The 24592-nt window shown below is 63.7% G+C and carries 22 protein-coding genes and 1 riboswitch; of the genes, 16 read left to right on the forward strand and 6 right to left on the reverse strand.

Features of this window, described 5'->3' with window-relative positions:
- The 13 genes from ASD01_RS00540 (at position 1) to ASD01_RS00600 (ending at position 14154) form a co-directional block, all read left to right on the forward strand.
- A complete protein-coding gene (locus ASD01_RS00540) occupies positions 1-1119 on the forward strand; it encodes an ABC transporter ATP-binding protein (RefSeq protein ID WP_034792200.1) in 1119 nt (372 codons plus the stop codon).
- Positions 1116-2240: an ABC transporter ATP-binding protein gene (locus tag ASD01_RS00545; RefSeq protein WP_034792202.1), complete on the forward strand. Its 1125-nt coding sequence runs from the start codon at positions 1116-1118 to the stop codon at positions 2238-2240. The genes ASD01_RS00540 and ASD01_RS00545 overlap by 4 nt, the downstream gene beginning before the upstream one ends.
- Positions 2240-3817: an FGGY-family carbohydrate kinase gene (locus ASD01_RS00550; RefSeq protein ID WP_034792204.1), complete on the forward strand. Its 1578-nt coding sequence runs from the start codon at positions 2240-2242 to the stop codon at positions 3815-3817. The genes ASD01_RS00545 and ASD01_RS00550 overlap by 1 nt, the downstream gene beginning before the upstream one ends.
- A complete protein-coding gene (locus ASD01_RS00555; RefSeq protein WP_034792206.1) occupies positions 3814-4851 on the forward strand; it encodes a 2-hydroxyacid dehydrogenase in 1038 nt (345 codons plus the stop codon). Before ASD01_RS00550 ends, ASD01_RS00555 begins: the two co-directional genes overlap by 4 nt.
- A 14-nt stretch (positions 4852-4865) precedes the next feature.
- Complete coding sequence (locus ASD01_RS00560; protein ID WP_090425622.1) at positions 4866-6383, forward strand: glycerol-3-phosphate dehydrogenase; 1518 nt, start codon at positions 4866-4868, stop codon at positions 6381-6383.
- A 10-nt stretch (positions 6384-6393) separates the two neighbouring features.
- Positions 6394-7446: a class II aldolase/adducin family protein gene (locus tag ASD01_RS00565; protein WP_034792208.1), complete on the forward strand. Its 1053-nt coding sequence runs from the start codon at positions 6394-6396 to the stop codon at positions 7444-7446.
- The gene (locus ASD01_RS00570; RefSeq protein WP_060528748.1) at positions 7443-8729 is read left to right on the forward strand and encodes an FGGY-family carbohydrate kinase; all 1287 of its coding nucleotides are present in this window, start codon (positions 7443-7445) and stop codon (positions 8727-8729) included. The genes ASD01_RS00565 and ASD01_RS00570 overlap by 4 nt, the downstream gene beginning before the upstream one ends.
- Complete coding sequence (locus ASD01_RS00575; RefSeq protein ID WP_210339096.1) at positions 8726-9577, forward strand: TIGR01459 family HAD-type hydrolase; 852 nt, start codon at positions 8726-8728, stop codon at positions 9575-9577. Before ASD01_RS00570 ends, ASD01_RS00575 begins: the two co-directional genes overlap by 4 nt.
- A gap of 14 nt (positions 9578-9591) precedes the next feature.
- A complete protein-coding gene (locus ASD01_RS00580; RefSeq protein WP_060528749.1) occupies positions 9592-10530 on the forward strand; it encodes a sugar phosphate isomerase/epimerase family protein in 939 nt (312 codons plus the stop codon).
- Between the two features lie 100 nt (positions 10531-10630).
- On the forward strand, positions 10631-11410 hold the full coding sequence (locus ASD01_RS00585) for a DeoR/GlpR family DNA-binding transcription regulator (protein ID WP_034792214.1): 780 nt from the start codon (positions 10631-10633) through the stop codon (positions 11408-11410).
- Entirely contained in the window at positions 11407-12174 is a 768-nt protein-coding gene (locus ASD01_RS00590; RefSeq protein WP_034792216.1) for a triose-phosphate isomerase, read from the forward strand. Before ASD01_RS00585 ends, ASD01_RS00590 begins: the two co-directional genes overlap by 4 nt.
- A gap of 41 nt (positions 12175-12215) precedes the next feature.
- Positions 12216-12659: a D-erythrulose-4-phosphate isomerase gene (gene derI, locus ASD01_RS00595; protein WP_034792218.1), complete on the forward strand. Its 444-nt coding sequence runs from the start codon at positions 12216-12218 to the stop codon at positions 12657-12659.
- Between the two features lie 211 nt (positions 12660-12870).
- The gene (locus ASD01_RS00600; RefSeq protein ID WP_034792246.1) at positions 12871-14154 is read left to right on the forward strand and encodes a low temperature requirement protein A; all 1284 of its coding nucleotides are present in this window, start codon (positions 12871-12873) and stop codon (positions 14152-14154) included.
- Between the two features lie 251 nt (positions 14155-14405).
- Here ASD01_RS00600 and ASD01_RS00605 read toward each other — a convergent pair whose 3' ends face one another.
- The 6 genes from ASD01_RS00605 to ASD01_RS00630 all read right to left on the reverse strand — a co-directional run bounded on the left by ASD01_RS00605 (position 14406) and on the right by ASD01_RS00630 (position 20351).
- The gene (locus ASD01_RS00605; protein ID WP_034792248.1) at positions 14406-14879 is read right to left on the reverse strand and encodes a 6,7-dimethyl-8-ribityllumazine synthase; all 474 of its coding nucleotides are present in this window, start codon (positions 14877-14879) and stop codon (positions 14406-14408) included.
- 93 nt (positions 14880-14972) lie between these two features.
- A riboswitch (FMN riboswitch) is annotated at positions 14973-15122 on the reverse strand.
- Positions 15123-15244: 122 nt separating this feature from the next.
- Positions 15245-16306, reverse strand: a complete 1062-nt coding sequence (locus ASD01_RS00610) for an ABC transporter ATP-binding protein (RefSeq protein ID WP_034792269.1) — start codon at positions 16304-16306, stop codon at positions 15245-15247.
- Between the two features lie 11 nt (positions 16307-16317).
- Positions 16318-17100, reverse strand: a complete 783-nt coding sequence (locus tag ASD01_RS00615; RefSeq protein ID WP_060643515.1) for an ABC transporter permease — start codon at positions 17098-17100, stop codon at positions 16318-16320.
- On the reverse strand, positions 17097-17978 hold the full coding sequence (locus ASD01_RS00620) for an ABC transporter permease (protein WP_034792273.1): 882 nt from the start codon (positions 17976-17978) through the stop codon (positions 17097-17099). Before ASD01_RS00620 ends, ASD01_RS00615 begins: the two co-directional genes overlap by 4 nt.
- A 183-nt stretch (positions 17979-18161) precedes the next feature.
- Entirely contained in the window at positions 18162-19268 is a 1107-nt protein-coding gene (locus ASD01_RS00625) for an ABC transporter substrate-binding protein (RefSeq protein ID WP_034792275.1), read from the reverse strand.
- Between the two features lie 204 nt (positions 19269-19472).
- The gene (locus tag ASD01_RS00630; RefSeq protein WP_034792277.1) at positions 19473-20351 is read right to left on the reverse strand and encodes a MurR/RpiR family transcriptional regulator; all 879 of its coding nucleotides are present in this window, start codon (positions 20349-20351) and stop codon (positions 19473-19475) included.
- Positions 20352-20526: 175 nt separating this feature from the next.
- On the opposite strand from ASD01_RS00630, the gene ASD01_RS00635 reads away from it, so the two are divergent.
- From ASD01_RS00635 to ASD01_RS00645, 3 genes are all read left to right on the forward strand, one after another.
- On the forward strand, positions 20527-21300 hold the full coding sequence (locus ASD01_RS00635; protein WP_082584554.1) for an N-formylglutamate amidohydrolase: 774 nt from the start codon (positions 20527-20529) through the stop codon (positions 21298-21300).
- A gap of 113 nt (positions 21301-21413) precedes the next feature.
- Positions 21414-22961: an amino acid permease gene (locus tag ASD01_RS00640; RefSeq protein WP_034792285.1), complete on the forward strand. Its 1548-nt coding sequence runs from the start codon at positions 21414-21416 to the stop codon at positions 22959-22961.
- Between the two features lie 192 nt (positions 22962-23153).
- A complete protein-coding gene (locus ASD01_RS00645) occupies positions 23154-24518 on the forward strand; it encodes a glutamine synthetase family protein (protein ID WP_034792288.1) in 1365 nt (454 codons plus the stop codon).
- Positions 24519-24592: the final 74 nt, after the last annotated feature.

The following is a 24592-nucleotide window of genomic DNA, read 5'->3' on the forward strand; positions in this document are numbered from 1 at the left end:
ATGACCACGCTGCAACTGAAGAATATCGTCAAGCGCTACAAGAGCCAGACGGTTCTCGACGATCTTACGCTTGACGTCGCCGACGGTGAACGGCTGGTGCTCTTCGGCCCCTCCGGCGCCGGCAAGACCGTGCTGCTCCGGCTGGTTGCCGGCGTTATCGAGCCGGACGAGGGCAGGGTGCTGATCGGCGGCGAGGACATGACCGATGTCGATGCCGAACATCGCGGCGTCGGCATGGCATTCCAGAACTTCGCGCTCTTCCCGCACATGAGTGCCTTCGACAACATTGCAAGCCCGCTGACGGCGACGCGATCGTCGAAGGAGAAAATAGCGGCAGGCGTGCAGAAGGTCGCCAAGCTCTTAAAGATCGACCATGTGCTGACGCATCACCCGAAGGCACTGTCGAACGGTCAGAAGCAGCGCACGGCACTTGCCCGTGCGCTTGTCGGCTCGCCGCCGCTGCTTCTCCTCGATGATCCCTTGCGCAACGTCGACGCGAAGCTCCGCTTCGAGATGCGGCTGGAACTGCCGCGACTGCTCGCAGCGCAAGGCGCCACCGTCGTCTACGTCACCCAGGACTACAAGGAGGCGATGGCGCTCGGCGACCGGATCGCGGTCATGGCCTCAGGCCGCATCCGCCAGATCGGCACGCCGCAAGAGATCTACAACGCGCCCGCCGACATCGAGATCGCACGGCTCTTCGGCGATCCGACGATCAACCTGCTGGATGTCACGCCGCAGCGCAGCGGCGGAGACGCCTTCGTCGAGCTCTCGAATGTACGGGTGCGGCTCGGCGACTATGGCGCCGATGTCGTCGGCAGTCCGTGCGTTATCGGGCTCAGGCCGGAGGCGATCAGTTTCGTCGATGCGGCAGCACCTGGCGCCATTCCTGTGACGGTCGAGGCGGAAACGCCGCTCAACGAAAAGACCGTGACGCTGGCGCTGACGGCACGCGGCCGCGAAATCCTGGTGTCGCGTCCGGCCGGCACGCCTGGTCCGACCGCCGGACCTGCCCATATTGCCGTCAATGGCGCGCAGGCCTTTCTCTTCGACAAGACGAGCGGCGCTCTTTTGCCGCGCGCCGACCTTGCAGCCAAGCGTAATGGAGAAGCGGCATGACCGACACCGCTCTTTTGATCAAGGACGTCGACAAGTTCTACGGCCCCGTCGACTTCGGCGTGCATGCCGTGAAGAAGCTGAACATGGATGTGCGAAAGGGCGAGATCATCGCTTTGCTCGGCTCCTCCGGATGCGGCAAGACTTCGACCTTGCGCATGATCGCCGGCTTCGAGGCGGTCTCGCGCGGAACGATCTCGCTTGCAGGCAAAGAGGTCCAGACGCTGCCGCCGGTGCGCCGCAACGTCGCCATGGCATTCGAGGGCTATTCACTCTATCCGCCGCTGACGGTGCGCGAGAACATCGCCTTTGCGCTGAAGGCCTCGAAGCTCTCGCAGGGCGTCGTCGACGAGAAGGTGGCCAGTATCGCCAAACTGCTCGAAATCGAGGACATTCTCGGGCGCTATCCGAGCTCGATCTCCGGCGGCCAGCAGCAGCGCGCCTCGCTCGGGCGGGCGCTGATCCGCGACGCCAACCTGCACCTGCTCGACGAGCCGATGGGACAGCTCGAGCCGCAGCTTCGGGCGCTGCTTCGCGGCCGCATCAAGCACTTCATCAAGGAGCGCGGGCTGACGGCGATCCTCGTGACCCACGACCAAACCGAAGCGAACGCGCTTGCCGACCGCATCGCGGTCATGGAGGGCGGCGTGCTGCAACAGTTCGATACGCCGCAGAAGATCAAGGAGCGGCCGGCCAATCTGTTCACCGGCACCTTCGTCGGCGAGCCGCCGATGAACGTCTTTGAGGCCAGCGTCACCGGCTCGGACAGCAAGATGGCCTTTGGGCTCAAGGACGGCGTGCGGCTCGAATATGCGGCGTCGGATTTCTCGCATGCGGTGCGCGACGAACTCATCAAGCGGCAGAAGGTGGTGCTCGGAATCCGGCCCTATTCGGTGCGCCGCAGCGCTGATGGTGTGACGGGCCGCGTCGCCGTCAACCAGTGGCTCGGCGACCAGACCCATATCGCCGCGGACTTTGCCGGCGGCACCATGGTGCTGGTCGAGCACGATCGCACGGAGCTCGATGTCGGCCAGCCGATCGGCATTCATCTCGATCCGTCGAGCCTGCATGTGTTCGATGGCGAGAGCGGACGGGCGATCAGTCACGGACAGGAGCTCGCCTGATGCGGGACATCCTCATCGGCATCGATGCGGGGACGTCGGTCATCAAGTCGGTGGCCTTCGATCTCACCGGCCGGCAGATCGCCACGGCGGCACTACCGAACGCCTATGAGGCCGTAGGCCGCGCCGGCAGCGTGCAGGACCTCGACCGCACCTGGGCCGACGCGGCAACGACGCTGAAGCAGCTCTCCGACAAGATCGAGAACCTCGCCGGCCGTGTCGCTGCGATCGCCGTGACCGGTCAGGGCGACGGCACATGGATGATCGACAAGGCCGGCGTGCCGGTCGGCAAGGGCTGGCTGTGGCTCGACGCGCGCGCCGGCGAGACCGTCGAGCGGCTGCGCGCCGACAGCGGCGATATCGCCCGCTTCGAAAGCACCGGCTCGGGCCTTGCCGCCTGCCAGCAGGGGCCGCAGCTTCGCTGGATGCGCGACCATGCGCCCGAGATGCTCTCAGGCGTCGCCACCACCTTCCACTGCAAGGACTGGCTCTATTTCAAGCTGACGGGCAAACGCGCCACCGATCCCTCCGAGGCGAATTTCAGTTTCGGCAATTTCCGCAGCCGCAGCTATAGCGACGATGTCATCCGCTTTCTCGGCCTTGAAAAGCTGAAGCATGTGCTGCCCGAGATCGTCGACGGAGCGGCGACCCATCATCCGCTGTCGGCGGAAGCGGCCGGGATCACCGGGCTCACCGAGGGCACGCCCATCGTGCTCGGCTACGTCGATGTCGTCTGCACAGCCCTTGGCGCCGGGCTCTACGATCCGGGCACCGATACCGGCTGCTCGATCATCGGCTCGACCGGCATGCACATGCGGCTCGCCAATGGCGCCGACGATGTGCGGCTGAACCGGGACTTGACCGGCTACACCATGTGCATGCCGATCCCCGGCGCCTATGCGCAGATGCAGTCGAACATGGCCGCGACGCTCAATATCGACTGGATCCTCTCGCTGGCCTCAGGCCTCTTGAAGGGCATGGGGGTCGAGAAATCCAAGAGCGAGTTGCTCGCTTTTGTCGACGGCTGGCTGGCCGATGCCAAGGACACGCCATTGATCTTCCAGCCCTATATCTCGGAAGCCGGCGAGCGTGGCCCCTTCGTCGACGCGACGGCGCGGGCGTCCTTCGTCGGGCTGTCAATCACCCACGGCTTTCCCGACATGGTAAAGGCGGTGTTCGACGGGCTCGCCATGGCGGCGCGCGATTGCTACGCCGAGATGGGGCCGCTTCCAGGCCGCATCCGGCTGACGGGGGGAGCTGCCCGCAGCGCCTCGCTCCGCCGCATCCTCGGTGCTGCCCTTGGCGCCAGCGTCCAGACGAGCGAGCGGGAAGAGGCCGGTGCTGCCGGTGCCGCGATGATCGCCGCCGTCTCGCTCGGCATCTATCCCTCGATGGCCGATTGCCTCGGCGATTGGGTGACGCCCTATCAGCGCCCCGCGGAGGCCGCCGATCCGGCGCTTGCCCGCCGCTACAACGAACTCTTTCCCACCTACCAGCAGTCGCGCACAGCGCTCAGGCCCGTCTGGCACGCACTCTCCCAAGGTGCGGCCGCGGGAACTCAACAGGAAACATCGAAATGAAGAAGATAGCCATTATCGGCGACCGGTTCATGCTGCCGGACGTGTTTCGCGACAAGATCGTCGAGGCGACCGGCAACGGCCATGACATCCGCACGCTCGAACTGCCCTGGCCGGATGTGCCGATGGAGCACGGCTATGCCGTCGAGGGCATGGACGGGCTCAAGGAATATCTCGGCAAGCCGGAGGACATTATCGACTTCATCGGTGACGCCGAGATCCTGGTGACGCAGCTGGCGCCTCTGTCGCGCGGAATGCTTCAGGCACTGCCCGGCTTGAGGCTCGTCGCCGTCTCGCGCGGCGGTCCTGTCAACATCGACATGGGGGCCGCACGCGATGCCGGCGTTCGCGTCGTCAACACGCCCGGCCGCAATGCCAACGCCGTTGCCGAGTTCACGCTTGGTGCCATTCTCGCCGAAACGCGGCTGATCCGCACCGGCCACGAAGCCTTGCGCAAGGGCGAGTGGCGGGGCGATCTCTACCGCGCCGATCGCACCGGTCGCGAGCTCTGCGAAATGACCGTCGGCGTCATCGGCTACGGCAATATCGGGACCAAGGTGGTGCGCCTTTTGCGCGCCTTCGGCACCAAGGTGGTGGTGCACGATCCCTATGTGCAGCTCTCGGCCGATGATCTGAACGCCGGCGTCGAGCAGGTGTCGCTCGACACGCTTCTCTCCCGTTCCGATGTCGTGACCCTGCATCCGCGCGTCACGGAGGAGACGCGCAACATGATGAACGCCGAGACCTTCGCCAGGATGAAGCCGGGCGCGATCTTCGTGAACACGGCGCGCGGTCCGCTCTGCGACTACGACGCCCTTTATGAGAACCTGGTGAGCGGCCATCTGTCGGCGGCGATGCTCGAAACCTTCGCGATCGAGCCGGTGCCGAAAGACTGGCCGCTGCTGCAACTGGCGAATGTGACGCTGACGCCGCATATTGCCGGCGCCTCGGTACGCACCGTCACCTTCGCCGCCGAAATGGCGGCCGAGGAAGTCCGCCGCTACATCGCCGGTCTGCCGCCGGTCAATCCGTGCTGATGACAGGAGCAACGATGGTGAGTTCCGAGACCGGAATATACGATCTGTTCGTCGTCGGCGGCGGCGTCAATGGTGCGGGCATCGCGCGCGATGCGGCCGGGCGCGGGCTCTCGGTGCTGTTGTGCGAAAAGGACGACCTGGCGCAGGGCACCAGCTCGCGCTCCGGCAAGCTGGTGCATGGCGGCCTGCGTTATCTCGAATATTACGAGTTCCGGCTGGTGCGCGAGGCGCTGATCGAGCGCGAGGTGCTTTTGGAGTCCGCGCCGCATATCATCTGGCCGATGCGCTTCGTGCTGCCGCATAACCCTCAGGACCGCCCGGCCTGGCTCGTCCGGCTCGGGCTGTTCCTCTACGACCATCTCGGCGGGCGCAAACGCCTGCCGGGCACCCGCAGCCTCAACCTTGCGACGGCGCCCGAGGGCGCGCCGATCAAGCGCGATTATCGCAAAGCGTTCGAATATTCCGACTGTTGGGTCGATGACGCGCGCCTCGTGGTGCTCAACGCGCTCGATGCCACTGCTCGTGGCGCCCGGGTGTTGACCCGGACCGCCTGCAGCGCGATCCGAAGGCGGGACGGGCTCTGGTTTATCGAGATGACCGACACGCGCACCGGCGCCAAGACCGAGGCGAGGGCGCGCTGTGTCGTCAACACCGCCGGTCCGTGGGTCAACGACGTCATCGGCCGGATCGGGGGCCTGAACTCCACCCGCAGCGTGCGCCTCGTCAAGGGCAGCCACATCGTCGTGCCGAAATTCTGGGAGGGGCGGCAGGCCTATCTGGTGCAGAACCCGGACAAGCGGGTCATCTTCATCAATCCCTACCAGAACGACCTGGCGCTGATCGGCACGACGGATATCCCCTACGAAGGCCGTCCGGAGGACGTGACCGCCGACGGCAACGAGATCGCCTATCTCTTGAAATCGGTGAACCGCTACTTCAAGCAGCAGCTGACGTCGGACGATATCGTCTACAGCTTCTCCGGCGTACGACCGCTCTATGACGACAATGCCGAAAACCCCTCGGCCGTCACCCGTGACTATATTTTCGAGGTCGATGCGACTGACAACCAGGCGCCGTTGCTCTCGGTCTTCGGCGGCAAGATCACCACTTTCCGCAAGCTTTCCGAACATGCGCTGGAGCGGCTGAAGCCGTTTTTCCCCAAGATGGGGCCGGCCTGGACGGCGAAGGCGCATCTGCCGGGCGGCGACATGGCGGCGGCCGATTTCGATCTGTTCCTGGGTGAGTTGAAGGCGCGCTATCGCTGGTTGCCATCGGATCTCGTCAAACACTATGCGCGGCTCTATGGCACCCGCACGCATGCGCTGCTTGCCGGCGCTACATCGCTTGATGATCTCGGCCCGGCTTTCGGTTCGCTCTTTCGCGAGCGCGAGGCGCGTTTCCTCATCGAAAACGAATGGGCGCTGACGGCGGACGACATTCTCGACCGGCGCACCAAGCATGGCCTGCACATGACGCCGGCCGAGCGGCAGGCCTTTACTCATTGGCTGGACCGCCAGCAGGCCGCGGCCTGAAGGAGAACGGATGCGAAGTCTGGAATTCGAAGCGCTTCTCGATCTTTCGGCCCGCGTCGGGGCGGATCCGCTGCTGGTGCAGGGGGCGGGCGGCAATACCTCGATCAAGGAGGGCGGTACGCTCTGGATCAAGGCCTCGGGCCTGTGGCTGGCGCATGCGCGCCAGCGCGACGTCATGGTGCCGGTGGCACTCGAGCCCTTGCTCAATGCGTTGGAAGCGAACGACCCGGCAACCGAGAAGGCGCAGGATTTCGTGATAACCGAGCGCAACCCTTCGGGCCTGCGCCCCTCGATCGAAACCACCGTGCATGCGCTGATGCCGCAGAAGGTGGTGGTGCATGTGCACTGCGTCGAGACGATCGCGACGGCGGTGCAGACCAACGGTGCGGCGATCACTGCTGAGCGGCTTGCCGGCTACCCCCATGTTTTCGTGCCCTATGCCCGCCCGGGCCTGCCGCTTGCAAGAGCAATCGCTGAGCGGATGCAGGACAACACGTCGGTTCTGATCCTCGGCAATCACGGCCTGGTCGTCGCCGCTGAAACCGTGGTCGACGCGGCGATCCTGCTCACCGACATTACCCGCCGCCTGACCGGCACGCGTCGGCAGGCGCTGGCCGCCGATCTCGCGTCGCTCGGTCGGCTTGCGGTCGACAGCGATTACCGGCTGCCGGAGGACATTGCCCTGCATTCGGTCGCCGCCGATCTCGACAGTTGCCGGCTTGCTGCCGGCGGCAGTCTCTATCCCGATCATGTCATCTTCCTCGGCAAGGGGGTGTCGGTGGCCGCGCCCGGCGAGACCGCGCTTTCGATCGAGACGAAGCGGCGTGCGAGCGGCGACAGCCTGCCGCCCTTGCTGCTCTTCCCGGGCAAGGGCGTGCTCGTGCAGAAGGAGATTTCTGCCGGTGCCTTCGCCATGGCGCGGTGCCTTGCCGACGTGACGGCACGCATTCCAGCGGACGCACGGTTACGTTACCTGACCGAGGCGGAGAACGCCGAGCTTCTCGGCTGGGACGCCGAGAAATACCGCCAGCAGCTCAACCGCGCCGGACAGGTGCTGCAATGAGCGGTGACAATCGCAAGCTGGTCGTCGGCATCGATCTTGGCACCTCTGGCGCCCGTGCGGTCGCGATGGCGGCGGACGGCACGGTCGTGGCATCGGGTGCAGCGAAGCTCTCGGCTTTTTCTGCGGATCACCGCGATCCGATCGGCTGGTGGAAGGCCGTGCAGGCGGCGCTCGAAGAAGCGCTTGGGGGTACCGACAGGCAGAAGGTCGTTGCACTTTCGATCGACGGTACATCGGGCACGATGCTGCCGGTCGATCATGCGGGCGCGCCGTTGGCAACGCCTATGATGTACAACGACCCGGTTGCCGACCGCGCACCGCTCGATGCGGTCTCTGCCTATGCGCCGCGCGAAAGTGCGGCCCATGGCGCCACATCCGGCCTTGCCAAGCTTCTCGCTTTCCAGACTGTGCCGGGCGTGTTCCGGGTGATCCATCAGGCCGATTGGCTGGCCGGGCATTTCACCGGGCTCTACGATGTCTCCGACGAGAACAATGCGTTGAAGACCGGCTACGATCCCGTGTCGCGGTCCTGGCCGGATTGGATGGAAAAGACCGGCGCCCGCGTCGAACTGCTGCCGGATGTGCTGCCGGCTGGTGCGCCGATCGCGACGATCTCGCCGGAAGCGGCCGGAGCCTTCGGGCTTTCAAGCGAGGTGGTGGTCGTTGCCGGCACCACGGACGGATGCGCCTCGTTTCTCGCCACTGGCGCCGATCAGCCGGGCGACGGCGTCAGCGCGCTCGGCACGACGCTGACAGCGAAGATGCTGTCCGACCGTCCGCTGTTTGCGCCGGAATACGGGCTCTACAGTCACCGCATCGGCGAGATGTGGCTCGCCGGCGGGGCGTCCAATACGGGCGGGGTGGTGCTGGCCGAGCATTTCTCGCCGGAGCGGATCGCTGCACTTTCGGCCGGGATCGATCCGGCCGTCGACACCGGGCTCGATTATTATCCGCTGGTGAAGCCCGGCGAGCGCTTCCCAATCGCCGATCCGGATTTCGCCCCGCGCATGAGCCCGCGGCCGGCCGATGACGCGACCTTCCTCAAGGCAATCTTCGAGGGCATCGCCGGCGTCGAGAGCCTCGCCTATCAGCGGCTGGCGTCGCTTGGCGGACCGGGGCTCCGATCGCTTCGCAGTGTCGGCGGCGGCGCCAAGAACGCGGCCTGGAGCGCGATCCGGGCGCGCAAGCTCGGCGTGCCGTTCCTGCCCGTCCTGTCCGAGGAGGCGGCGGCCGGCACGGCACGGCTGGCGCTGGCCGGTGCCAGAAAGGCTGGTGTGCTGTGACGTTTGCTCAAACGACTGCGATAGCGAGGCTTGGCGAGATTGCCGATCGCTACGACGCCTTCCTGATCGATCAGTTCGGCGTGCTGCGCGATGGCCGCGGGCCCTATCCGGGTGCGGCCGAAACGCTGGTCAAGCTGAAGGATGCGGGAAAGCGCATCATCATCCTCTCGAATTCCGGCAAGCGCTCGGCGGAAAACGACCGTCGCCTCGTCGATCTCGGTTTCGTCGCGGGGAGCTGGGATTGGTTCCTGACCTCGGGCGAGGTCGCCTGGCAGATTCTCAGGCGGGAGGGCGAGGGTGCCACCGGTGGGCGGCGCAAGTGCCTGCTGATCAGTCGCGACGGTGACCTCTCGCCGCTGACGGGGTTAGACCTCGAACGCACGACCAGTGGTGCCGATGCCGATTTCGTGCTGCTCGCCGCGAGCGAGGGCGATGTCCATCCGCTTTCCCACTACGAGGCGCTTTTGGCGCCGGCCGCCAGACGCGGCGTGCCCTGCCTGTGCACCAATCCGGACAAGGTGATGCTGATCAAGGAAGGTACCGCCTTCGGCGCCGGGCGTATCGCCGAGCTCTACGAAGAGCTTGGCGGCAGTGTGCGCTGGATCGGCAAGCCCTTTGCCGACATCTATGCAGCCGCGCTGGAATTCCTCGGCCATCCGGATCCGACGCGTGTCTGCGCGATCGGCGACAGCATCGAGCATGACATTGCCGGTGCCGCGAGCGCGGGACTTCGCTCGATACTGGTGACGACGGGGATCCTGGAGCGCGCCTCGGACGCGGAGCGCCGCAAGCTCTTTGCCGAACACGGCGCCAACCCCGATTTCATCCTTCCGAAATTTCTCTGGTAGCCGGGAGTAAGGTCGTGGCCTTCACGCTGTCGCTCAACACCAATCCGCTGGTCAACCGCTTCGCCGAGCCTGACGACCTGATCGACACGATCGCCGAGAAGATCCGCATCGGCTACGTTCAGCTCACCCACGAGTTCGTCAATCCCGGCTGGCCGGCGGCAACGATCGCCAAGACCGTCAGGCAGTTTCGTCGGGCGCTCGACCGTACCGGCGTGAAGATCACCTCCGGCATGACCGGCCCCTATGGTCGGCTCAATCATTTCGGCCATCCGGACCCGGATGTCAGGCGCTACTATGTCGACTGGTTCAAGACCTTCGCCGATATCTCCGCCGATCTTGGCGCCTCGGGCATGGGCACGCAGTTCGCGATCTTCACGCTTCGCGATTACGACGACCCGTCGCGGCGCGAGGCGATGATGCGGATCGCCATCGATTGCTGGCGCGAAGTTGCCGAGCACGGCAAGGCGGCGGGGCTCTCCTATGTCTTCTGGGAGCCGATGTCGGTCGGGCGCGAGTTCGGCCACACGATCGAGGAATGCCGTGCGCTCGACCGGCGGCTCGCCGAAGCCCATTTGCCGATCCCGATGAAGATGATGGTCGATATCGACCACGGCGACGTCACCTCCGACAACCCCAACGACATCGATCCCTATGCCTGGGCGGCGGCGTTCCCTGAGCGCTCGCCGATCATCCACATCAAGCAATCCTCGATGAACAAGGGCGGTCATTGGCCGTTCACCGCCGCCTACAACCGCGACGGCCGCATCACGCCGGAGAGGCTGATCGGCGCGGTCAAGGCCGGTGGCGGCACCGACAACGAGATCTGCCTGGAGCTTTCCTTCCGCGAACGCGAGCCGACGGACCACAACGTCGTCGAGATGATCCGGGAGTCGGTCGAATTCTGGGAGCCGCATATCGATACGGGCTTCAATCGCACAGAAAAATCACACTGAAAGATCACAAAATCACGTTAGATAAATTGAAATATCACAAATAGGTGTTACCTTCTCACGGTGAGCGTGGTCGAGGCTGCGCGGGATCGGGACCGAGACGATGAAGCCGGAAGACAGGCGACAGGCGATCATGGATGTGTTGATGGAGGCCGGAACGGCCTCCGTCGAAGACCTCTCCTTGCGCTTCGGCGTCAGCAAGATGACAGTGCATCGCGACCTCGACGACCTCGAGCAAGCGGGCCTCTTGCGCAAGGTCCATGGCGGCGCCTCGATCCAGTCGAGCCCGCAATTCGAAAGCGATTTCCGCTACCGCGAAAAGATCGCCATCTCCGAAAAGCGGCGGATCGCCGAACATGCGGCGAGCCTGATCGAGCCGGGGCAGAGCATCCTCATCGACGACAGTTCGACCACCGGCGCGATCGCCGATTGCATCCGCGACATCCGGCCGCTGACGGTCATCACCAACAATCTCGGCGTGATCACCAGCCTCTCAGGTGCTGCGGGCATCAACGTCATCGCGCTCGGCGGCCAATACAGCAAGAAGTTCAACGGCTTCTTCGGCATCGTCACGGACGAGGCGCTGCGGTCGCTGCGCGTCGATATCGCCTTTCTCTCGAGTTCTGCCATCGAAGGCACCACGGCCTTCCACCAGGACCAGGAGGTGGTGCAGGCCAAGCGCCTGATGGTGAAGGCGGCCAAGCGCAAATACCTCTTAGTAGACCACGACAAATTCGGGCGCTCTGCGCTCCATTTCCTGACCGGGCTCGATTCCTTCGACGCGGTGCTGACCGGCGCTGAAGTTTCGGCCGAACATGCCGCACCGCTCGAAGAGGCAGGCATCCGGCTGGTCAGGATCGACAATCTCAAGGAGAAAGCATGAGCAAGTCAGGCCTGTGGGTCGGCACCAGCTGGAAGATGAACAAGACGCTTGCCGAGGCGATGGTCTTTGCCGACGGCCTGGCGGCTGCCGACGCTTCGCGCGACGACCGCATCCAGCGCTTCGTCATTCCGCCGTTCACGGCGGTGCGTGAGGTCAAGGCGCGACTTTCCGGCACCAGCGTCAAGGTCGGCGCGCAGAACATGCATTGGGACGATGCCGGCGCCTGGACCGGCGAGGTGTCGCCGCTGATGCTTGCGGATTGCAACCTCGATGTGGTCGAGCTCGGCCACAGCGAGCGGCGCGAGCATTTCGGCGAGACCGACCGCACCGTCGGCCTGAAGACGGCAGCCGCCGTGCGCCATGGTCTGGTGCCGCTGATCTGCATCGGCGAGACGCTTTCTGAGCGCGAAGCGGGCGAGGCGGATCAGGTGCTGAAGCGCCAGGTCGAAGGCGCGCTGGCACTTCTCGAAGGCGCGGCGAAGAAGGCGACGATCCTGCTGGCCTACGAGCCGGTCTGGGCGATCGGCGTCAACGGCATTCCGGCGACGGCTGACTATGCCGACGAGCGCCACAAGCGCATCGCAGAGGTGGCGGAAGCCGCCCTCGGCCGTCGCGTGCCGGTGCTCTACGGCGGCAGCGTCAACCCCGGCAATTGCGAAGAACTGATCACCCAGGCGCATATCGACGGCCTCTTCATCGGCCGCTCCGCCTGGGACGTCACTGGCTATCTCGACATTCTGCAGCGTGTCGCCAAGGCGATCTGAGCCCCGGCCGTTGCAGCTCAAGAAGAACGAAAGGAACAATCATGAAGATTGCAATCGGAGCCGACAGCGCCGGCAAGCCCCTGCTGGATGTCATAGCCGCCCATCTCGGTGGCCGCAGCGACGTGGAAGTCGTGGATCTCAGCCAGTCCGGCTTCTATGCGGACCTCGCACAGAACCTGGCGCAGCAGGTTGTCGAGGGCAAGCATGACCGCGGCATACTGTTCTGCGGTACCGGCATCGGTGTATGCATCTCGGCCAACAAGGTGCCGGGCATCCGCGCGGCGCTGACGCACGACACCTATTCGGCCGAGCGGGCCGCCAAGTCGAATAACGCCCAGATCATCACCATGGGCGCCCGCGTCATCGGTCCGGAGCTGGCAAAGTCGATCGTCGACACCTGGCTCGCGTCCGAGTTCGACCCGAACGGCTCTTCAGCCGGCAATGTCGAGGCGATCAATCGCCTGGATGCCGCAAGAGCCGGTTGAGGGAAGGGGCGGGCGGCTTGCCGTCTGCATCCGGTTCCCGGTTCAAGGCCTACCTTATCTCGCGATGCCGTTGATCCTCCCTCAGGCATCGTGACGACACGCCCGGCAGCGATGCCGGGCGTTTTCATGTCCGGTCTCCCGCTTCGCCTTGACGAAGCTTCTGCAAATATTTGAATATTCTTGCGGATCGTCAATTGAAGGGCGTCGCCGCATGAGTGAAACCACCCCGACCGAGCCGCATCAAAGCGCGCACCACCATGTGGCGCGCATGAGCGGTCGCGACACGCATGAACATCACAGGACGGCGACGACGCTCGAACTCTTGTTCGACCTGACCTTCGTCATCGCCTTTAGCCTGGCGGCTTCGCAGCTTGCTCATTTCCTGGCCGAAGGGCACTTCTTTTCCGGCCTCTTCGGCTTCGCGCTTGCGACCTTCTCCATCTGCTGGGCCTGGATCAATTTCAGCTGGTTTGCCTCCGCCTACGACACGGACGACTGGGTATTCCGCATCGTCACCATGGTGCAGATGGTCGGCGTGCTGATCCTTGCGATCGCCCTGCCGCCAATGTTCGAATCGATCGACAAGGGTGAGCATCTCGACAACGGCATCATGGTGCTCGGCTATGTCGTCATGCGGGTGGCAATGCTCTTCCAATGGCTGCGCGCCAGCCGGCAGGACCCGGCCCGACGGGATGCCTGCATGGCCTATGTCAAAGCAATCAGCCTCGCCCAGCTTGGCTGGGTCGTTCTGATCTTCTTCGATTTCTCGCTGCTGGTGACCTTCGTCATGGTCGTGGGGCTGACGGCGATCGAGATGCTGGGCCCCTATGTCGCCGAGATGCGCTACGGCGGAACGCCCTGGCATGCCCATCACATCGCCGAGCGCTACGGGCTGCTCGCGATCATCGCGCTTGGGGAAGGGGTGGTCGGCACGGTCGCCTCAATCTCCGCCGTGGTCGAAGGGCAGGGCTGGAACCTCGATGTCGCGCTCGTCTGCCTCGCCGGTACGGGGCTCACCTTCGGCATGTGGTGGATCTATTTTCTGCTGCCGAGCGCCGAGATCCTGCACCGGCACCGTCAAAAACGCTCCTTCGTCTGGGGCTACGGCCACATGCCGATCTTCGCCTCGATCGTGGCGACTGGCGCCGGCCTGCATGTGGCGGCCTATTACATCGAGCACAAGGCGCATATCGGCTCGGTCGCAACGGTGCTGACCGTTGCGGTGCCCGTCGCGTGCTACATCGGGCTGCTCTATGCGATGTACGCCTATCTTATGCAGCAGGTGGAGCGGTTGCATCTCTGGCTGCTCGCGGGCACGGCAGTGGTGCTGGCCGCGTCAGTGGTCGCGGCCATGGCCGGGCTCGACATGGCCAAGTGCCTGATCATCCTGATGCTCGCGCCCGTCGTCACCATCGTCGGCTACGAGGTGGCGGGGCACCGGCACCGCGTGGCGGCACTGGATCGCAGCCTGCGCAAGAACGAGGCTGCGCATTGATTTTGCGAGTCGAAACAGCGCGTTGCCGGCTCAAGCTGGTGAGCCGATTCAGGTGGTTCAGAGGTTGATTCAAGCGCAGCGTTTGGCGCTGTTCGCCCCTGCCGCTGCCCCCTCACGCTAGCCTTCTCCCCGCAGGCGGGGAGAAGGTGGCCGGCAGGCCGGATGAGGGGCATTCCCCTCACCGGGCGGATGAGGGGCGAGCCTTCACCGGGCGGATGAGGGGCGAGCCAACCTCAAGCGCATCTCGCCGATCAGGCGTTGACGAGCGCCAGCTTGGCGCGGGCGTCGAGGATCTGGGCGCAGGCGTTGGCCGCCTCCGTACCCTTGGTAACGAAGTGCTCGCGGAAGAAGGCGATCAGCGGTTCGCTTTCCTGGAAATTGTGCGGCGTCAGTACGGCGGAAAGCACCGGCACATTGGTGTCGAGTTGCACGCGCATCATGCCGTCGAGCACGGTGCCGGCGACGAAATCGTGGCGGTAGATGCCGCCGTCGACGACGAAGGCGGTGCCGAGGATCGCGGCATAGCGGCCGGTCTTGGCCAGCGTCTGCGCATGCAGCGGGATTTCGAGCGCGCCGGGTACGTCGAAGATCTCGACGTCGGCGGCCGACCCGCCAAGCTTCGTCCATTGCGTGACGAAGGCATCGACGCAGCGGCCGACGATATCGGCATGCCAGCGGGCACGAACGATCGCGATCTTGGCGGCGGGGTGGGAAAGAATGGTCATGGTCTCAAGCCTTTCAGGGTTTGGCGTTTTCCAATGATCCCGTCGGGCGAACATGCATGCGCGCGAGGTCCCGTCGCGGGGACCCACGTTGCTGCTTGCTCTCTTCCATCCGGACTGTGACCGTCGGCTCCGGATTCTGACCGGATCTGCTGACCCCCAGGGCGAAACCCTGAGGCGCTCGCGGGCTTCGGCCTTTCGGCCGCTACCGCCGGTGGGGAATTTCACCCCGCCCTGAGAACAACGCGACTATATAGCGCGACCGCGCGCGGTCAAACGCACGGTGCGACGAAAATGCCAGAAATCACGACAGATTTTTCCAGTGTTTGGAGCCATCGGAAGAAATCGTTCCGATGGCGTCAATCGGCCTACTCCCGAATGACCAGCAGGTCCTTGGCGGCAAAGCGCAGCGTGACGTTGTCGCCGGAAACCGGCGGGGCCACACCCGGATTGTTGAACATGTCGAAGGAGATGACGTCGCCGCCGACGCGAAGGCGCGTGCGGATGACCGAGCCGAGGAAGCTCGTCGAGACGACCTCGCCGGCAAGCGACGTGTCGCCCGTGGCGCCCTCGGCGATCGAGCCCGCTTCGGGACGAAGCGCCAGCGATATGCTGTCGCCGCCCTTCATGCCGGCAATCGGATCCTTCAGCGCGATCTGCTGGTTGCCGATCGTGACGGCACCCGCGGCCGGGTCCGCGACCTTGCCTTCGATGATGCTGAGCGTGCCGACGAAGGAGGCGACGAAACGCGTTGACGGCGTGTTGTAGATTTCGAAGGGGGTGCCGATCTGGTCGGCGCGGCCGGCATTCATGACGACGATGCGATCGGAGATCGACAGCGCTTCTTCCTGGTCATGGGTCACGAACACGGTGGTGATGCCGAGCTGTTGCTGGATCTGCCGGATTTCCTCGCGCAGCGACACGCGGATTTTGGCGTCGAGCGCCGACAGCGGCTCGTCGAGCAGCAGCACCTGCGGCTTGACCGCAATGGCGCGGGCAAGCGCAACGCGCTGCTGCTGACCACCGGAGAGCTGGTAGGGGAAGCGGTCCGCCAGGTGCTCGAGCTTGATCAGCCCGAGCATCTGCTTCACCCTCGCGTCGATCTCCGACTTGTCTGTACCTGCGACCTTGAGGCCGAAGGCGACGTTGTCATGCACGTTCATGTTGGGAAACAGCGCATAGGCCTGGAACACCATGCCGATGTTGCGCTGGTTGGGCTTCAGCGAGTTCTGGTCGCGGCCGTTGATGACGATCTTGCCGCTGGTCGGGCTTTCGAAGCCGGCGATCATGCGCAGGACCGTGGTCTTGCCGCAGCCCGATGGCCCGAGGAACGAGACGAACTCGCCCTTTTCGATGTCCATGTTGAAATCGTGCACGACGTGAACCGGGCCGAAGGACTTCTTGATGCTGGTGAGTGACAGGAAACTCATGGGTGCGGTCCTCAGGCCTTAGCAGGCGCGCTTTTTTGAAAGCGCGAGACGAGCTGGATGAGGCCGAGGCAGCCCCAGGTGATGCCGAATGCAATGACGGCGAGTGCGGCCGGTTCATAGGCGCGGTTGGCGCCCAGGAGCTGCATGTAGGGGCCGAAAGCCGGGCGGTTGAGCAAGGCAGCCATGGTGAACTCGCCGATGACGATGGCAAAGGTCAGGAAGGCGCCCGAGAGCACGGCGACGAGCACGTTCGGCAGAATGATCTTGGCAAGGATCGTCGTCCATCCGGCGCCGAGGCTTTGGGCGGCCTCGGTCAAGGTGGCGACGTCGATGGTGCGAAGGCCGGTGTCGACCGCGCGGTACATGTAGGGCAGCGCAAGCGTCGCATAGCCGAACATCAGGAGGATGTTGGTGCCGGTGAGCGAGCCCGTCAACGGCAGCCAGCTCGAGGTGTTGTAGAGCCGGATGTAGCCGAAGACGATGACGATCGCTGGGATGACCAGCGGCAGCAGCGTTATGAACTCGATGACGGGGCGCAGCCGCGGCAGCTTGAGGCGGACCCAATAGGCTGTCGGCACGACGAGCAGAACACCGAAGAGGATGGTGAACAAGGCCTGCAGCACCGAATAGGTGAAGGTCTCCTGGAAGCGCGGGTCGGCGAAGACCTTCTGGTAAGCGTCGAAGGAGTATTCGCCGCGGCGCATCTTCAAGGAGAAGTTGGTCATGCCAATGAGCGGCAGGGTGAAATAGAGGAGGCCGAAAACGAGGGCTCCCCAGGCCCAGATCTTCTTCATTTCAGCCACCTTTCGCTGCGGCTGCGCAGCCAGATGTAGATCGCGTTGGCGATACCGGTGACGACGATCATGCCGAAGGCGAGCGCGTAACCGAGATGCGGGTTGCCGAGCACGTCGCCGCGGATCTGGGCAAAGAGCAGGATCGGCACGATCGAGAGCGACGAGCCGGTGAGTGCGATCGCGGTCGCAACGGCGCCGAAGGCATTGGCGAAAAGCAGCGCCAGCGTGCCGAGCAGCGACGGAAGCAGGATCGGGAAGGCGACCATGCGCCAGTATTGCAGGCCGGTGGCGCCGAGGATCTCGGCGGCCTCGCGCCATTCGCGCTTCAGGCCGTCGAGTGCCGGCGTGATGATCAGGATCATCAGCGGGATCTGGAAGAACAGATAGGTGACCGTCAGCCCCCAGAAGGACAGCAGGTTGAAGCCGAGCATCCGGAGGTCGAGCCCGAAGTTCGAGCGCAGGAAGACGGTGACGATGCCGACAGGTCCAAGCGTCGCGAGAAAGGCAAAGGCGAGCGGTACGCCGGCGAAGTTGGAGGCGACGCCGGAGAAGGTCAGGAGCGGTCCGCGGATCCCCTTCGGCAAGCCGCCGAAGACGATGGCGGACGCCATGGCAAAGCCGATCAGGCAGCCGAGAAGCGCCGAGGCGATGCTGATCTTGATGGAGATCCAGTAGGCAGCCAGAATCGAGGGCGTGAACAGGCCGCGGATGTTGTCGAGCGTGAAGCTGCCATCGGGCGTCTGAAACGCGCCGACCACGATCTTCATCGTCGGCAAAAGCAGGAACAGCGTCACGAAGGCGGCAAAGGGAAGAATGCCCAGCCAGTGAAGCGGTAGGCGACGCGCCGGCGGGCTGGCGTCGGGTTTAGCAGATGACATTCCGTTCGCGCCCCTGAAGCCGCGTTTTCCACGCGGGCGTTATCGATTGTTGCAAGCAAGAAGCGGGAAACCGACGAAGCCGCGCACGGCTCCCAGATCTCGCTCCAAGGACTTGAATTTCTTACGAATAACCTATGCGCCCCGACCGGAAAACCGGTCGGGGCGACATGTCTGTGGAAAGGCTTACTGAACGTTCGCGCCGACGACGGAATCCCAGCCGCCGGTGACGGCAGCCTTGTTGGCGTCGACTTCTTCGAGCGTCGGGAAGTAGGCCTTCTCGTAAGCGGCTGCCGGCGGCAGGGCGTCGATCAGCTCCTGCGGAACCTTGCCGGCCTTGACCATGGCGTTGAAGCGGGTCGGGTGGCAGAAGCCCTTGAGCCAGCCGAGCTGACCTTCGTCGGAGTAGAGGTGCTCCATCCACAGCTTCGCTGCGTTCGGGTGCGGCGCGTAGGCCGAGATGCCCTGAACGTAGACGCCGGCGAGAACGCCGCTGGCCGGAACGACGACTTCGGTCGGCGGGTTGCCGTTGAGGGTCTTTGCCCAGCCGAGCGCGTTGTAGTCCCAGGCAACGACGATCGGGGTCGAGCCCTGGGCGAGCGTGCCCGACTTGCCGATAACCGGAACGAAGTTGCCGGCCTTGTTCAGTTCGGCGAAGTAGCCGAGACCAGCTTCACCGGCTTCCTTGCCGGACTTTGCGCCCTTTGCGAGACCAGCGGCGAGAACGCCGAGGATCGCCTGGTTCGAGGCGCGGGGGTCACCGGCGAGAGCAACCTGGCCGGCATATTCCGGCTTCAGCAGATCAGCCCAGTCCTTCGGTGCGTTCTGGACGAGGTCCTTGTTCACGAGGAAGGACATGACGCCGTAGTAGTCGCCGTACCAGTAGCCTTCGGCGTCCTTGACGCTGTCCGGGATCTCGTCCCAGGTGGAGACCTTGTAGGGCTGCAGCAGGCCTTCGGCCTTCATCTGCGGGCCGAAGGCGAGACCGACGTCGACGACGTCAGGCGCCTGCGGGCCCTTGTTGTCCTTGTTGGCCTTGACGGCTTCGACTTCGTCGGCCGAGCCTGCGTCCGGGTTCAGTTCGTTGACCTGGATTTCCGGATACTTGGCCTTGAAGGAGGCGATGACGTCGCCGTAGCCGCACCAGTCGTGGGGCAGGGCGACGGTCGTCAGCATGCCTTCCTTCTTGGCGGCTTCGATGAGCTCGGCGCTCGGTTCGGCAGCGGCGATTGCCGTCGTCGCCAGGAAAATGGCGGTGGAGAGCGAAAGCAGGCGTTGGGTTTTTGAAATCACTGGAGTTCTCCTTATGGGTTTAGTCAAATTCGTTGGGTTTCAGTCGATTTCGGCGAAGCTGTTAAAGAGATGCGATGAAAGTAATGTGACAGGGGTTTATCCGTTCGCGCCGCGTATGTCGTTGGAAGAACATTTCTTTTTTGGCTTCGGCGGGCCACTGTCGCATAACTGCATGAAATCCTGTGAACGTGTCGGCGAATTCTCCTAGACCGGTTTGCGAAAGATGCGGGTGGAATCGAACAGGCCCTCGAGCGTCTTCATCCGATCCCGGGTTTCGTCCCAGTTCGAACTCTGAACGGCCTCGATCAGAGCCTCGATCAAGAACAGGATGACGACGGAACTGTCCCAGGCCGAGGGCACCTCGATCTGCGAGCGAAACACCCTTGAGGCGGACTTGGCGACCGGCGAACTCCAGCGATCGGTAAAAAGGATGATCTCGACACCCCGCTCGCGGGCGGATTTGGCAAGCGTCACCATCTCCTGCTCGTAGCGGCGGATGTCGAAGAGAATCAGCACGTCGCCCTGGCGCATGTCGAGCACGTAGTGCGGCCAGGCGCTGGCATTGGTGGCGATTTCGGTGACCCCCGGCCGAATGACCTGAAGGTGGGTGAAGAGATAATCGGCGAGCGAGCGGGTGATGCGGCCGCCGAGCAGATAGATGCTGCGCTTGCGGTCGGCGATCAGCGCGGCCGCCTCGTCGAATTCCTGCGGCTCGATCTGGGTCAGCGTCTCGCGCAGATTGCTGGTGATCGCGTCGGCAAAGCGGTTGAGCGTGTGGGTGCCGGGCGCATTGGCCGCCCAGCGGTCGTGCTTGGTGATCGGATTGGAAATCGTCGCTTCCAATTCCTGATGCAGCCTTGCCTGGAAATCCGGAAAACCGCGGAAACCGAGCTTCTGCACCATGCGGGCGACCGTCGGTGTCGAAACGCCGGCGTTCTCGGCAACCGTGGTGATCGAACCGAGTCCCGAAACGGGATAATTGTCGAGAAGCGTCTCTGCCAATTGCTTCTCCGCGCGGGTCAGCACGGTGAAGTGGGCGTTGATCACATCCGACACGGTGGTGGACGTCGCCTTGCTGCTCAAATTGTCTCCCCTGAACCGATCTTAAGCCGGTTTGTGACAGATTAAACATCGCTGTCACAATTGGAGTCAATCGCAATTTTGAAGAGATCGTTTCAGATTTTGATTGACATGCGTCATCCTCTGAAGAATTCTTTTCATTAACGAACGTCTAACGGGGCAAGAGGGGATGCCGGTGTTGACGCGACTTTTGACCGAAGCAGATGGCGATCCGGTTGCGATCGAGAACGCCGCAGGCAAAGGCGATATTGTGCTCGTCTGCGAGCATGCCTCGCGCCTCGTTCCCGAACGGCTGGGCACGCTTGGCCTCAGCGAACAGGCGCTCGAAAGTCATATTGCCTGGGACCCGGGTGCGCTTGCGGTTGCCAAGCTGCTCGCAACAAAGCTCGACGGGTCCCTGATCTACCAGCGCTTCTCCCGCCTTGCCTATGACTGCAACCGACCGCCGGAAGCGGACGCGGCGATGCCTGCTGTCAGCGAGGTCTACGAGATCCCGGGAAACCGGACGATGTCGGCCGACGAGCGCCAGGCGCGGGTCGACGAGATCTATCGGCCGTTCCACGATGCCGTCGCCCGGTTCGTATCCGATCGCAAGGCCGCGGGACGCCCGCCTGTTCTCGTGACGATGCACAGTTTCACGCCCGTCTATTTCGGCAAGCCGCGCGCCGTCGAAGTCGGCGTGCTTCACGATGCCGACAGCCGGCTTGCCGACCATATGCTCGCGACTGCCACCAAGGGGCAGGTTGCCTACGACATCCGGCGCAACGAGCCCTATGGGCCGGCCGACGGCGTTACCCATAGCCTGATCGAATATGGCGTCCACAACGGACTGCCGAATGTGATGATCGAGATCCGCAACGATCTCATTGGCAATGACATCGGCCAAAGGGTCATGGCCGATTACCTGGAAGGGCTGCTGCGCAAAGGCGCTGCGGCTGTTTCAGCACAATAAAAGACCCTGGGGAGCGGCGTTGCCGCGGTCCTGTTCCGGCCAACCGGGGCAGGTGGTTGATGGGACCCTGCCGCAATGGGGCGGTGTGGTCTGAAGAAATCAGGGGAAGAAAAATGTCGGACTACAGTGATTCAGACAAAAAGCAGGACATGAGCGTCCTGCACTCGATGGGCTATGCCCAGGAGCTCGAGCGGCGCATGAGCCAGTTCTCGAACTTCGCGGTGTCGTTCTCGATCATCTGCATTCTTTCGGGCGGCATCAACTCGCTCGCCCAGGCGACCGCCGGCGCGGGGGGCGCCGCGATCGGCATCGGTTGGCCGCTTGGCTGCTTCATCTCCTTGGTTTTCGCCGTTGCCATGGCACAGATCAGCTCGGCCTATCCAACGGCGGGTGGCCTCTATCACTGGGGTTCGATCCTCGGCAACCGCTTCACCGGCTGGCTGACAGCATGGTTCAACCTGCTCGGTCTCGTCACCGTTCTCGGTGCGATCAACGTCGGCACCTATTATTTCTTCATGGGTTCCTTCGGCACGCCCTATTTCGGCCTCGCCGATACGACGCTGACGCGCATCGTCTTCCTGGCCATCATCACCGGCGGGCAGGCGCTGGTAAACCACATGGGCATCGGGCTGACAGCCAAGCTCACCGACTTTTCGGGCTACCTGATCTTCGCGACGTCGATCCTGCTGGCGCTCGTGTGCCTGGTCGCAGCCGACAGCTACGACATCGCCCGTCTCTTCACCTTCTCCAACTATTCCGGTGAAGCCGGCGGCAACGTGTGGCCTCAGACCTCGGGCACCTGGGTGTTCCTACTCGGCCTGCTCCTGCCGATCTACACGATCACCGGCTATGACGCTTCGGCGCACACCTCCGAAGAGACGGTCAAAGCCGCCCATTCGGTGCCGCGTGGCATGGTCTCGTCGGTGCTCTGGTCGGCGCTTTTCGGCTATATCATGCTGTGCTCGTTCGTGCTGATGATCCCGAACATGGACGAAGCCGCCAAGCAGGGCTGGAACGTGTTCTTCTGGGCAATGGATGCGCAGGTGCACCCCATCATCAAGGACATCCTCTATCTCGCCATCCTCGTCAGCCAGTGGCTGTGCGGCCTGGCAACGGTGACCTCGGTGTCGCGCATGATCTTCGCGTTTTCGCGTGACGGCGGCCTGCCGGCCTCCAAGGCGCTTGCCAAGGTGAGCCCGACCTACCGCACGCCGGTTGCCGCGATCTGGATCGGCTCGATCCTGTCGGTCCTGTTCGTCTGGGGCTCGTCGCTGGTCTCGATCGGCGAGACGCCGGTCTACACCATCGTCGTTTCGTGCACGGTCATCTTCCTGTTCTTCTCCTTCGCGATCCCGATCACCCTCGGCCTGTTCGCCTGGGGCACTTCGAAGTGGGACAAGATGGGTCCGTGGAACCTCGGCGAGAGCATGTTCAAGCTGTTCGCGGTGCTCTCGATCATCGCCATGGTGCTGATCTTCATCCTCGGCGTGCAGCCGCCGAACGACTGGGCACTCTACATCACCGTGGGCTTCCTGGTGCTGACCGGCGCTGTCTGGTTCGGCTTCGAGAGCCGCCGCTTCCGCGGCCCGCCGATCGGTGACGAAGTGGCACGCCGCCAGGCAGAGATCGCCGCTGCAGAGAAGGCCGTCGGCCAGATCTGATCAACGACAAAAGGGCGGAAGCGCGACCGCGACTTCCGCCTTTTCTTTGGGGCCGGACGAAATCGAAAACAATGTGCGCGGCTTCCGGCCCGCACTCCGCGCCAGACAATTCGAGCTGATCACGTTCACGCGGCCAAAAAATATCGTGACCTCAAGGGAACGGCCGCGTGACAAAACATGGGATGGAAGTTGATGAGCTATACGTTTGACGAGTTGAAGGAAGACGTCGCCGCCGGCCGCATCGATACGGTGCTCGCCTGCCAGGTCGACATGCAAGGCCGGCTGATGGGCAAGCGCTTCCACGCGCAGTTCTTCGTCGATGGCGCCTGGAAGGAAACGCATAGCTGCAACTACCTGCTGGCGACCGACATGGAGATGGAGACCGTTCCCGGCTACAAGGCGACAAGCTGGGAAAAAGGCTACGGCGACTATACGATGAAGCCGGACCTTTCGACGCTTCGCCGCATCCCCTGGCTCGAAGGCACGGCGCTGGTTCTCTGCGACATGCTCGACCATCACACCCATGAGGAAGTGCCGCATTCGCCGCGGGCGATCCTGAAGAAGCAGGTGGCGCGTCTCGAGAAGATGGGCCTCAAGGCCTATATGGCGAGCGAGCTCGAATTCTTCCTCTTCGACCAGTCCTATGACGACGCCCGCCAGTCCGGCTATCGCGACCTGCAGCTCGTCAGCGGCTACAACGAGGACTACCACATCTTCCAGACGACCAAGGAAGAGGACGTGATGCGGGCGATCCGCAACGGTCTCCAGGGTGCAGACATTCCGGTCGAGAATTCCAAGGGTGAGGCGTCGGCCGGCCAAGAAGAGATCAACGTACGCTATGCCGACGCGCTGACGATGGCCGACCGGCATGCGATCATCAAGAACGGTTGCAAGGAAATCGCCTGGTCGCGCGGCAAGGCCATCACCTTCCTCGCCAAGTGGAACTATGCGGCCGCCGGTTCGTCCTCGCATATCCACCAGTCGCTCTGGAGCGCGGACGGCAAGTCGTCGAAGTTCTACGACGAGAGCGGCAAATACGGCATGTCCGAGATGATGCGCCATTACGTGGCCGGGCTTCTCACCCATGCGAGCGAGATCACCTATTTCCTCGCCCCCTACATCAACTCCTACAAGCGCTTCATGGCCGGTACCTTCGCGCCGACCAAGGCGGTCTGGAGCAAGGACAATCGCACGGCCGGCTATCGTCTCTGCGGCGAAGACACCAAGGCGATCCGTATCGAATGCCGCGTCGGCGGCTCCGATCTCAATCCCTATCTCGCTTTCGCCGCTTTGATCGCGGCGGGCATTTCCGGTATCGAAAACAAGATGGAACTGGAAGCGCCCTTCGTCGGCGATGCCTATGGCGGCAAGGACGTGCGCGAGATCCCGCGCACGCTTCGCGATGCGACGGCCGCGCTGACGGAATCGAAGATGCTGCGCGCCGCCTTCGGCGACGAGGTCATCGAGCACTATGCACGGGCAGGGCGCTGGGAGCAGGAAGAATATGATCGCCGCGTCACCGACTGGGAGGTCGCACGCGGTTTCGAACGGGCCTGACCCGCGACATAATCATTCACAAGGATGGCCGTTCCTGACCGGAGCGGCCATCGCATCATTCGCAATGAAAGCAG

The sequence above is a fragment of the Ensifer sp. Root423 genome, assembly GCF_001426275.1.
Lineage (GTDB): Bacteria > Pseudomonadota > Alphaproteobacteria > Rhizobiales > Rhizobiaceae > Ensifer > Ensifer adhaerens.